Source organism: Pseudoalteromonas sp. MMG024 (genome assembly GCF_021654175.1).
Taxonomy (GTDB): domain Bacteria; phylum Pseudomonadota; class Gammaproteobacteria; order Enterobacterales; family Alteromonadaceae; genus Pseudoalteromonas.
Genome location: NZ_JAKFZO010000013.1, coordinates 57,970 through 70,441, shown reverse-complemented (window position 1 = coordinate 70,441; position 12,472 = coordinate 57,970). Strand labels below are relative to the sequence as shown.

The window sequence follows — 12,472 nt, the reverse complement described above, 5'->3', positions numbered from 1 at the left end:
TTACGTTTCGAGTGGCCAACTCTTTAAACACGAATTGGCTAGATAATTATGCAAAAGTTGTAAAAGGAAAAGAGCTAAGGTGATTTTGCTAGGGGTGGCTTTTTGTAAACTTTTAAATACAAAAAAGGCAATATTTAGCTGTTTCTTTTATTGCGATTTATTGGTGCGTAAAAAACAGCCTATTTTGAACGAGTAAAATTTTGATTTCTGCGGTGTGAATGGTGAGTAGATAAAAACAGGCTAAAATGTAGCACTGTTAATGGCGTGTGATTTTTACTCATTTTTGTGCAGTTTTGTTTACAATTTTGAGAAAGCGATGCGTACGCACAAAAAAAGGGGCGTAGGCCCCTTTTTATCAAATCCCTATTTTTTTGCCTTAAAGAACTTTTCACGTTGTTTTAACCAGGGATTAATCGCCATCGTGGCAACACTTTCACTGTGACGTTCCACTTTTTGATTGAGTGCCCGAGTACTTTGATTAAACCGCATCGTTTTACTTGGGCCGCCAAGATTGGCTATTTCATCTGCATCGAAGCTACGTCCAGCAAAAAGCAGTGCGTTTAAATAGCCCGGCTCAGTTTCATAAGTGTCGTCTGTAAGCAGTAACAAGGTATTACTGAGCGCCCAGCGTTCACCGATTTCACCTTCGTCTTTTTCACCGACTAACTCACCGTTTATAAATACTTTTAAAACCCCATTTTCAGGCGCGCTATAAAACACAATCGCCACGCGATACCAAGTGTTTGGTTGTAGGTTACCAAAGAAGCCACTATCACGGGTTGTGATACCTACGCCATTGGTGTCGCGGTCAACAAATAGATCCGCATCGTCGTTGTTAAGCGGGTCTGTTTGCAGTAGCCCACGGAATTCATTGCTACTGCTTTGCGGCCACATAATATCCATTACTAAGGTGTAATCGGCTACTTTATTGTTTTGGTAAAAATCGCCGTTAGCGGGCACATTGTGCTTTAATGCCAAGCCTTGCGATGGGCTATGACGACCAAAAGCCAGCACGCCAGAGCCGCCATCGGGTAGATCTGCAATATTGGCATCGCTGGTGCTTACAAATGGACTGCGTTCCGGCCCCCAATCTTTATTGAGTGGATCAAAATAGCTCAGTTCACTCGGGCCAAAGTCGGCATTAAATGGCGCATCTAAATCATTGAAATTCCAAATTGTGACATAGTTATCTTCAAGGCAGCTATTTAACGGTTGGTTGGTATCAATATGCACACATTGGCTGGTTCGCTGGCGGGCATATTGATCTAGCGCCCACCAAGATTCCGATAATTCTGTAGGAGTCGGTAACGTAACCCCCGAGAAGAACAGGCTGCCGTTATAGGCAGGGCCTTTTTGTAGTGCTAAGCGATAGGTTTTGTCATTGCTGATAGATTTATCACTTGCCAGTTTAAATACCCATTCTGGCTGCGCTAAACGCATTTGGTTTAGCTCGCTGCCAGAAACAGAGACTTCATAAAGTGCGTTAAACCCAGGCGTATCAGATGGCTGCCTTTCAACATAGTAGATCTCGTGAAATTTCTCTTGAGTTAGTTTGCCCGGAGTCCAACGGTTTTGTACTTGAATTGGGTCAAACAAGGCGGCATCGACACTGTGGGTAAAGAATGTTGCATTTGCTAAAATTTCGGCGGTTTGCGCTTCATTAGGGTAATTTTCAGAAAAGGCAATAGCGGTATTAGTATCAGGCGCGTAGCGCCCCATAATTTGCTCAATAGTGCCGACCATTTGTTGGTCAACGACATCGATATTACTCGTTAAATATGTTTTGTAGTCATAGTTAGTAATGGTGTTTGAATCGGTATTTATCGTCAGGGTTAAGTCCGTTAGGCCTTGCGCAAAAAAGTTTGGCTGAATAACCAGCGCACCGTTATCGAGTGCCTGAATACTTTCACCACCGTGGGTATGGCCACCTAATACTAAATTAACGCCAGTGATGTTTTCGGCAATACGGGTGTCGCCACCTATACCCATGTGGCTAAGCATAACCATAAAATCAACATCTTCACGATAGGTATTAACAATACTTTGTGCAACGGAAGTCCAGTCCCAGTTCATTTTAAAGTCGGGGATAAAATCTGGAATCGGAGCGGTTTGTAAGGGCTCATCGAGCTCGTTCCATGGTACTGATGTCATACCAAAAAAGCCAACTTTTAAACAACCTACTTGCACCGCGGCAAAATCAACAGCGGCGAAGCCGTTTTCGTCATTGCCGATATAGCGTGTATTACTGGCGAGTACAATGGCATGATCGTCATTGGCATAATCTAACAGTTGTGCTGGTCCCCAGGCATAATCGTGGTTACCAACAACACGCACATCAAACTCCATTGCTTTTATCGCATCGACCGTGGCAAGCCCTTGTGAAATTTGTTCTGCTACTGTGCCTTTTTCATAGTCGTCGCCACCATTAGTGAATAAGGTATACGGCTGTGCTGATTTGGCATTTTGGTAGTGGCCTTTTATGCGACTGAAGAGTTGTTCTTTATAGCCAAAACGAGAGTGTAAATCGGCAACATGAATAAAGCGTAGCGCTTGCTCATTGGCATTGGCATCACACTCTGGGCCAATCACTTTACTAATTTCTAATTCGCGCTTTGGCTCAAAAAGCACCGCATATTGACCAAGTTGACTAAGATTAGCTTTAACGCTTGCAGCACCGACACTGCTGGTAATGGGATACCAAGTTGTATTTTCTAAACGGGCTAAATACACTTTGCCTTGTTGATATTCAGTTAAATCAACAAACACTTCCATTTCAATTGGGTTGAGTAGTGTTTTGTCTTCAGGAGAGAGCGTATAGGTGTTTGAAATTACCTGTTGCGTTTGCGTTGAAGGCGCGCTTTGTGAAGTGGTAACTTTTAAGGTGAAATCACTGTCTGAAACACCTTTGGGTATACGCAGCGCCATTCTGCCATTATCAAAGCTGGCGTTTAAACTCATCGATGGTGTGATTGAGCCACCTTGTTCTAGATCTGGCACATATACTTTTTCAGTTTCGCCACCACCACATGCACTCAGCACTAAACATATTAGTAATGAACTTAAAAGCTTCGAAGTTTTCACATATCACCCAAAAGAATTAAATTGAGAGTGGAAAATACCATATCTGGCAGCCAAGCTTCAATGACACTTAATGACATAAAAAAAGGCCTATAGAAAGTATAGGCCTTTTTTTGCAATAAGTGCGTTATTAACGAGTTGCTGTTACTTCAAGCTCTTCTTCTAACACTTCTTCTTCAGTGTGGTGGTGATCTTCTGCACCGTGCATCCAATCAACAAGTTTATCTGCCATAAAGTACAGTAAAACACCTGAAGCAATCGCAGTAATAAAGATACCGCCAAAGATAGACATTGCATTTGCAAGTTGCTCTTCTTTAGTCGTATCGCCGTGGCCAATAAATGAACCAACGATACCACCAACTTTGTTAGCAATAGCAATAAATAGGAACCAAGCACCCATCATTAATGATGCAATACGTAGCGGAGCTAGTTTAGTTACCATTGATAAACCAATTGGTGATAAACATAATTCACCCATTGTATGGAAGAAGTATGCACCTACTAACCACCACATGCTTGATTTGTTTGATGGGTCACCGTCCATTTCCATAACCGCACCCATCATAAATACAAAACCAATACCTAATAAGATAAGGCCAAGTGCAAATTTAACTGGTGAGTTAGGTTCTTTGTTACCAAGACGGATCCAGATAGACGCAATTACCGGAGCAAATACAACGATGAAAATCGCATTTAAAGATTGGAACCACGTAGTCGGTACTTCGAAGCTACCAATGTTACGGTCTGTGTATTCGTTAGTGAAGATATTCATTAAGCCGCCAGCTTGCTCGAAGCCTGCCCAGAAAACAACAGTGAAAAGGCCTAATACCATGATTACTTTAATGCGGTCGCGCTCAACAGCAGTTAATGGCTCTTTACGTACTTCTGTTTGTTGTTGCTTTTCTAACTTAGCCGCAGGGATTGTACCTATGTTACCAAGTAGTTTTTGCGCAAATAAGAATTGAATAATCAATGAGAAGATCATACCAATACCGGCACAAATGAAGCCCGCTTGGTAGTTACCATCATAATGTGCAACAACTGAACCTACTACGATACCAGAAAGTGCAGCACCTACGTTGATACCCATATAGAAGATAGTAAATGCGCCATCACGACGGTTATCACCTTCTTCATATAAATCACCAACCATGGTTGAAATATTTGGCTTGAATAAACCGTTACCAGCAATTAATAGACCTAAACCTACATAGAACGCTTCCGTTTCCATGCCAGGTACCCATGCGTGCGGCGTACCTAAGATAAATTGACCCGCAGCCATTAAGAAGCCGCCGATATAAATTGCTTTACGTTGCCCTAAGTATTGATCCGCTAACCAACCACCGATTAATGGCGTAAGGTAAACAAGACCGGTAAATGTACCATACATTGAAAGTGCATCGGCTTGGGTCCAACCCATACCGTTACCGCCTTCAGAATATACTTGGTCTACTAAATAAAGTACTAAGATTGCGCGCATCGCGTAGTAGCTAAAGCGCTCCCAAAGTTCTGTAGTGAATAGCAGGAATAGGCCTTTCGGGTGGCCTAACATTTCACCTGCTTTAGGGACTGAATTCATCGTATGCTTCCTAATTCAAATTATTGTTGTGGCCAATATTATTATTGTTGTTACTACCTTTCGGTTTGAACGGGCGGCCAATAGTTATGTTTGGGTAACAGTTACCCAAAAAGCAGATTTGTGTTAATAAACATACTGAACGAGGGGTAAAATAAGGTTATTAATACAAACTGCATCCGGCCAGTATACCTAGAGAGTTTTTTAAACAAAAGCCCTTATCTAACAGATTTGACCTGTTTGTATGCACTTTTGCCGTTTATTTATGCAGGTCTTGGCACAGGCCTCTTAAAAACACGATAAAACCGTGCTCCGTTAACCAGTGTAGATGCGCTTCATCTTTTACCAGAAAATGGCCGCAAAAATTAAGTCCGTTAGCGAATATTGATTCGATATGCGCGGTTTTTCGTGGCACTAACCAGAATAAGTCTTTATGTATAATTAGGTTGTATGCACCGCTCTCAATATCACTTTTATTTAAAGCAAATTGTTGAAGCGCTTGTTGATAATACTTGATACACAGCGCTAAATTTAGAGGGCCAAATCGCACAAAGCTGATGTCGTCTAGTTGTTTTGCAATAGCTGTAATGGTGTCACTATGTACTAAGCGAATTAACTGCATATGACGATGCCCTTGGCTCGCACCAGCAATAGGGCCTGCATTATAAAAGCCAACATCATAAGGCGAATTTAAATGTTCAAGCCACGCTGAAAAATCAGATTCCGTTAATGGGCTTTGCTGCGACACAAATTCTTTACTGCACAAAAGAGCATGGGGTTTTAATACCGGAAACTTATTTAACAGCAGCTTGTGTGACGGTGGGCAGTCTTTTACAAACATCGCCTCTTCATGAGGTAAAAATGGGTTGGTCTTTTGCGTGCTTTGATGGGGTTTATCGATTTTTTTAGCGACGCGTAAGTGCACCGTGAAGTGAATATTATTATCCAAAAAGGATTGGCTTTGTGTTGTGAGTGGCTGGAGCGTTTTTGTTTTTAGTGCGATTTCTATTTGCTGTTCAACTGCTTGCCAATACATAATACATCCTATATTTGATCTTAATGAGCACGAGTGAGTTATGCGCCGCGGTTTTTCTGTGCCAAACGAAAATGACAGCTTTAATATACGCGTCTTTAAACAAGTTGTACCTTATTTATTAGAATTTCGCACGCGCATTATTATTGCGTTTTGTTGCTTAGTATTTGCTAAGCTTGCCAGTGTTTATTTACCTTTTGTGCTGAAATACACGGTAGACACGTTAGATCAACAAAATAATGTGGTGTTAATAGGCACGGTTGGTTTAATTGCCGCCTATGGTGTACTGCGCCTTGCCAATGTGGTGTTGTCTGAATTACGCGACATGCTGTTTGGCCGTGTTACTGAGCGCGCCATGCGCCGTATTAGTATGAAAGTATTTAGCCATTTACAACACCTCGACCTTAAATTTCATTTAGATCGCAAAACAGGTGGCCTTGCCCGTGATATTGAACGCGGGGTATCGGGCATTAGTTTTGTGATGCGCTTCTTTGTTTTCAATATTGGCCCAACGTTAATTGAGCTGATGTTGGTAATTGGTATTTTAACTACCAAGTATGGCGCTAAATACGGGCTAGTGATTGCCGCTTCAGTGGTGGTTTATATTACTTTCACTGTGTATGTGACTAATTGGCGATTAAAGTTTATTCGCGAAGCCAATATGGCGGATAATCGCTCAAACACCCGCGCCGTTGATAGCCTGTTAAATTTTGAAACCGTAAAATACTTTAATAACGAAGAACACGAAATTAAAGAGTACGACGTTGAGCTTGCGGCTTGGGAAAAAGCGCGCCGTAAAAACCGTTTATCACTGTTTGCGTTAAATGGCGGACAAGCATTGGTTATTGCGACAGCGATGACATCAATGCTGTTATTTGCAGCGCTTGATGTGGAAGCAAATGTGATGACCCTAGGTGATTTTGTATTAGTTAATGCCTTTATGATGCAAATATTTATGCCGCTTAACTTTTTGGGTTTTGTCTATCGCGAAATCAAAGGCTCGCTCACCAATATTGAAAACATGTTCGATTTACTCAAGGTTAACTCATCTGTATCGCGCAATAGCAAAAGTGAGTCACTGACGGTAAACCAAGGGGCCATTACATTTGAAAATGTCAGCTTTGGTTATGCAAAAGAGCGCACAATTTTAAATAATCTGTCTCTTAATATTAAGGCGGGCAGCAAGGTTGCAATTGTTGGCCCGAGTGGTTCTGGAAAAAGTACTTTAACCAAGTTGCTATGCCGGTTTTATGATGTAACCAATGGCAGCATTCAAATTGATGGGCAGAATATCGCTCAGGTTAAATTAGATTCATTGCGCGAAGTTATTGCCGTGGTGCCACAAGATACCGTGTTATTTAATGCCAGTATTTATGACAATATTCATTACGGCAACTTATCGGCAACGAAAGAGCAAGTGATTGCAGCAAGTGAAGCAGCGAATCTTAAAACCTTCGTTGAATCGCTTAACGATGGTTTTGAAACCCATGTTGGCGAGCGCGGTTTAAAGCTCTCAGGAGGTGAAAAACAGCGCGTTGCTATTGCGAGGGCACTATTGAAAGATTCCCCCATTATGGTCTTTGATGAAGCAACTTCAGCACTTGATAGCCATAACGAAGAAGCCATAATGCGAACCATCAAAAAAGTGGCACGCCATCATACGGCGATTATGATTGCTCATCGCCTCTCAACTGTGACCGATGCGGATCACATTTTTTATTTAGAGCAAGGGCAGCTGGTGGAAGAGGGGGCACACCAACAACTGCTTGAAAAAGAAGGGCGTTATGCCGCTCTTTGGCGCAGTCAAAGTCAGTAATTAACAAATAAAAAAGGGAGCTTTGCTCCCTTTTTCAATTATGTGATTAATAGTTAGCGTAAGGCACGATTAGCCTTGGTACTAATGGCAGCTCACCGTAAACTGGGTTAAACAAATACTTCACGTAAATTTGACCATAATTTGGTTCGTAAAAATCAGCGCGGTCGATATTAAAGCTCGCACCAATTAACCATTGAGGTTGCACGCGGTATTCAACTAAGCCCTCAATACCCCATGAAAATCCACTGCTTTTATCTGCAGCAAATGTTGGTTCAATGCCCGTTTCTACTGCTTTGAGCTCTGCAACAGCTTGTAATTCCGGGTTATTTGGGTAAAGTTCAATGGCATCTGTGGTTGTACGCGAATAGCCACCGTTCACTTTGAGGCGATAAACTAAGTCCTGCTCAAATCGACCATCTACTGTAACAGGCACTGACAGACCAAGGTATTTTTGTGGGCTGTAGTAACCGCCATGGCCGTACGTTTCTTCTGAAAGGTTATGCTTATAGCCCCAATACAACAAGTTAGTGCCGACAGACAGTTCAAAGTCTGGTTGCTGGATAAAGCGATAGTAGGCACCTGTCATCGCTCGTTTTCGGTCGTTATCAAGTACATTTTTGCCCTGATAATACTGATAATCGAGCGTCGCCCAAAAACCCCAATCGAGGCCAAGATCGTGATACAAGCCAAGGGTAATACCATTGCTGGTAACGCCACCCCAAATCTCATTTTGATTGACGTCTTCAAGGCCTGCATATGACAATACGCTGTTAGTGAGTGCTCTACGCTCAATTTCAATGTCGTAGCTAAAGTCTCCCAGACTATTTTGATAGAGCACGCCACCTACGATATTTGAAATTAAGAAGCCTTGTGGTGTGGTACCAATATCCACACGCCAGTTTTCGTTTTGCCAGCCAACACCTAAAGCAACACCTTGATCGCGAGGGGTAATGCTAAATAACGAGCAAGTATCATAGCAAAGTGCGCCAGTGCCGTAACGACTTGCGGCAAATCGTTCTGAAAAGTTAGTTTGTTGGGCTGAGATGCTAACGGCATCCGCTTTAACAAATAACTGACCCTCTAAAAATGGGAAGTAGCCTTCAAATAACGCTGCACCTAAGCCCAATTCATGATCGTTTTGTGTACTGGTTTGGCCGCTAAAGTCCCCAGCAAGCGCAATATGCCCATCGGTACGGTTTTTAATTTTTGCAATGCCCGAACGAGCAGAACGCATGTACCAAGTATCGGTTTCTTGGTCTTGTGCTAAGTCATGCAGCACTTTTTTGTCGGCAACATCAACACGTTGTTTTGTAAGTACTTGACGATAGTATTCAATCGCAAGTTCGCTTTGGCCAAATTTGTCGGCTACTTGGCCTGCAAGATTGAGTAATTCGCCATCGCTTGGTGAAAGTGCGAGTAGATCTTTTTGGTATCTGAGCGCATTGTCTTGATCTTTAAAATCGAGTAACAGGGCCATTAATCGGCGCTGATTATAGTTTTCATCTGCCGGAACGCGATAAACTAAGTGTCTAACTACTTTTTCACCCAGCGCATATTTATTACTAAATAGGGCTTTTTCGGCAACTTGATACTCAGTTTCGAACTCTAATTCGCCGTATTTGTGCGCATTTTCATATAAAAAATCAACTTGCTCAAAATCACCTTTATTTAACGCAAATTCAAGCAAGCGTGCATTTGCAGGAATGCTCGATGGGTTGTTGCTAAGGTATGATGTTAAGATAATCTCTTCGCGATCAGGCTGTTTTTTTACTTGGTAGCGCACCTTTAAGTTTTCAATTTCGCGCTTTTCACTTTGGGTTTGCGCCGGCGCCATATGCAAATTGGCAAACCATGAATCGAGATCATCGGCGTCGTCTGCGCTAAGCAACCATTCACTGTAGAGCTGATACCAGTAGAAGTCGAGTTTAGGTGCGCTATTTAGCGCGCTTTTGAGCTGGCTGGTGGCACGGTTATGCATGCCTAGTTTGTACCATTGCGCTGCAATTTGTGCTGTTTGCAGGTTACTTAAATCATTTTGATTTTCGATGTCTTGCAATAGGGTAAGGGCAGAGGCTTTTTGTTCGGTCTCAATTAACACATCGACTTGTTCAAATTGCTCACCGAGTGCCAACGTTTCTTTTAATTCTTTTATTTGCGGCGTGTAATCTTTCACCCGAATATAAGATAAGCTTTGTAATCCAGCACGAAAATCGCCTAGCGAACGCATATAGAGTGCGTGGGTATAGCGAATTTCTGGGTTCATTGGAAAACGCCAAAGCGCTTGGTTGTATACCTTCTTACTGGTGTCAATATCGCCTAACTTGCGCCACTCGAAGGCCAAGTCATAATAAAGCCAGCCATTTGTAGGTGAAGTTTTAATTGCTTTTTCAAGCAGTGCAATCGCTTCTTTGGGCTCGCCTCGCGCAGACAGTTCTTCGGCTTGTTCACGGTAAATTGCCGTTTTTGCAGCGTTTATTTCCGCACTGACCGTTTCGCGTTGTTTTTTAGTTAAACTTGATTCAAATCGCTCTAGTGCATTAATACTTTGTTGCTGTTCTACAATATTAAGCAATAAAGACAGGGCATAGCCATTATTAGGGTCACTGCGTAATACGGTTTGCAGGTATTTTGTCGTCTGCGCTGTGTCACCTTTGGCCTGTGCTACCTGTGATGAATAAATCAGAACGGTATTAGTGTCTTCTTTGAGCTTTAGCGCACTGGCTAACAGTTGTTCGGCTTTTGTCAGCTCTAAGGCATCAATTGCAGATCTTGCTTCGCTGATCAGCCCCCAAAACTTGGCAGTATTTAATAACCCTAACCAAATTGATTTATCGCTACTGTCTGCGAGTTTGGCGGCCTTACTAAAATATTGTTGGGCATCGGCATGTTTGCCTTGTGCCATTAAACTGCGGCCAAGGTCGCCCACTATATCAGCGTCTTTTGGTCTGCCAGCGGCTGCTTTACGTAACAGCTTTTCTGCAAGTGCGTAGTTTTCTTTTGCCATATGGCGTTTTGCGCGCTGCCAGGCTTGGTAGTTAGGGTCGGCTTCTAGCTTTAGTTGCGCAACTAATTTTTCACTAAATACTTCGTACTGTAATTTACCTAAATCACTTTGCGGATAGAGGCTAAAAAAGTAACTGTATTGTGAGCGAGTAAAGGTGCTAATTGGCATATCTTCTAACGCATTTAACCATACTCGCTCAACCTCAATGCGCATTTGCGAATGGGTTGCGTATTTACGCAGTATTGCCAGCGATTTTTTGTCAGTGGGTTTTCGTTTTAAGATATGGCGCGCATAGGCGACTTCAAACTGTGCAGTATTAGGGTAGCGTTGCGTCAGCTTAGTAAATAACTTTTTTGCTTGTTGCCAACTATCTGGATCGGCAGAAAGTATGTTGGCATATTCAAACTTTAGTCTCGCCGTTGGTATTTCGCCGCGAAATAGCGCTTTGAATTGCTTAGCAGCTTCTTTTGATTGACCTGCTCGTGATAATAAGCGCACAGCTTGCAGTTTTTCTTTACCTTCAGGTGAGTGAATATACGCAATGCTATCTAAGCGTTGAATATACGGATAAAACGGTTCATCTTTTTTAAATGCTTTGAGCTCTTCAACGGCTTTTTCCGTTTCACCTTGCTCGAAGTAGTAGCGGATCCAGGCAGCGCGAATATCGAGACTGCCAGGTTCAACTTGCTCTAATCGGGCGAGACTATCAATCACCAGTTGTGGCTTTTGTTGTGCCTCGCCGAGTTCAACTTGTTCTAAAAGCCAACTAATAGGCTGAGCATCAAGGCCTTCACTGGCGTGCAGTTGTGACCCAAGTAAACAGCTTACTAATAATGCTGCCGCTCTTAGTTGCATTCGGTGCTCCATGCCGGCACTAACGAACCGTCATTTAAAAACTCAAAACGTGCATTGGTTGCGGCGGTGCCAAACAATGTAAGTACACTGCTGTAATAGTTATTTCGCAGCTCATAGTCTATGTTGGCGTTGATCTTTTGATTAATCATACTTGCCGTTACGCGATCACCAAATGATTTCATAAAAGGTAGAATCGCTGCTTGAAAGCCAAGAGGGCCAGTTTTTGTAGTACGTCCTGTTTTAGCATAGGTGTTGAGTGGTACTGTGCGATTGCTACTTACTTTTCGCGCCATTGGGTCAAACTTAAACAACAGCTGTTCTTTGTAACTAACATCGTCAGCTAACAAACCTACCCATAAATAACTGCGAATAGCATTGAAGTTACCCTCATCATTGTGCTTTTTAGTGAAGTGGAAACCTTTTTTGGGATTGTATAACACCCAGTCAGGGCTAAAGCCTTTTGGTGCACTTTCTGAAAGCACTACCAACGATGAATTTAACACTTCTTGCCATGGTTGGCTTGGATAGAGCTCAACAAATCGTTGGAAAATAAACGGAGGTAAATAACTTGGGTTTAAACGCCATGTTTGTTCGCCTACTTCAAAGCCATAAGGCGCAGGTAATAGGGTTAACCCTAGTCCAGGTAAAAATTCAGTTTCTTCTTTTAAAATGCGCTTTGCCATTACCGCAGCAAGTACCGCGTAACGACGCTCATTCCATAAACGGCTCGCCTCTGCAAGCGCGTAGGCAATCCATAAATCAGAATCAGACGCAGGATTTGAATCTAAAATACCATAACTGGTTGGCGTTTTACGGCCCCAAAGCCAAGCAGGTAAACGTGCGCTTAAATCACCTTCAGCAAGGTGACGCTCGGTCCAATTAAGTAACTTATCAAAGGTTTCTTTATCGTTCGCCACGAGTGCGAAGAATAAACCGTAAGATTGACCTTCACTGGTGGTAATGTTTTTCTCAGACCCAAGATCAATTACGCGACCTTCTTTTGAGATAAAATTGTTTTTAAAGGTCTGCCACTCAGGCCACACCATACAACTTTCTGCTTTCAGCAATGTTGGCGTTAGAAGCAATAATACAATGAGTAACTTTTTCATA

6 protein-coding genes are annotated in these 12,472 nt (G+C 42.5%); 1 reads left to right on the top strand and 5 read right to left on the bottom strand.

All coding sequences use genetic code 11. The features are described 5' to 3' along the window. Nucleotides 1–363: 363 nt before the first annotated feature. The 3 genes from L1068_RS13785 to L1068_RS13775 all read right to left on the bottom strand — a co-directional run bounded on the left by L1068_RS13785 (nucleotide 364) and on the right by L1068_RS13775 (nucleotide 5,690). Entirely contained in the window at nucleotides 364–3,081 is a 2,718-nt protein-coding gene (locus tag L1068_RS13785; RefSeq protein WP_237130745.1) for a metallophosphoesterase, read from the bottom strand. A gap of 127 nt (nucleotides 3,082–3,208) precedes the next feature. After that, a complete protein-coding gene (locus tag L1068_RS13780; RefSeq protein WP_054978353.1) occupies nucleotides 3,209–4,657 on the bottom strand; it encodes a peptide MFS transporter in 1,449 nt (482 codons plus the stop codon). A gap of 256 nt (nucleotides 4,658–4,913) precedes the next feature. After that, nucleotides 4,914–5,690, bottom strand: a complete 777-nt coding sequence (locus tag L1068_RS13775; protein ID WP_237130744.1) for a hypothetical protein — start codon at nucleotides 5,688–5,690, stop codon at nucleotides 4,914–4,916. Between the two features lie 40 nt (nucleotides 5,691–5,730). On the opposite strand from L1068_RS13775, the gene L1068_RS13770 reads away from it, so the two are divergent. Continuing rightward, nucleotides 5,731–7,503 carry an ABC transporter ATP-binding protein/permease gene (locus L1068_RS13770; protein ID WP_237130743.1) on the top strand — a complete coding sequence of 591 codons (1,773 nt, stop codon included), beginning with the start codon at nucleotides 5,731–5,733 and terminating at the stop codon, nucleotides 7,501–7,503. A gap of 46 nt (nucleotides 7,504–7,549) precedes the next feature. Here L1068_RS13770 and L1068_RS13765 read toward each other — a convergent pair whose 3' ends face one another. Both L1068_RS13765 and bcsZ read right to left on the bottom strand, forming a co-directional pair. Beyond that, nucleotides 7,550–11,362, bottom strand: coding sequence for a cellulose synthase subunit BcsC-related outer membrane protein (locus L1068_RS13765; RefSeq protein WP_237130742.1), 3,813 nt, complete (start codon nucleotides 11,360–11,362; stop codon nucleotides 7,550–7,552). Then, nucleotides 11,353–12,471 (bottom strand): cellulose synthase complex periplasmic endoglucanase BcsZ, encoded by a 1,119-nt coding sequence (bcsZ, locus tag L1068_RS13760; RefSeq protein ID WP_237130741.1) that lies wholly within the window; start codon nucleotides 12,469–12,471, stop codon nucleotides 11,353–11,355. Before bcsZ ends, L1068_RS13765 begins: the two co-directional genes overlap by 10 nt. Nucleotide 12,472 lies beyond the last annotated feature (1 nt).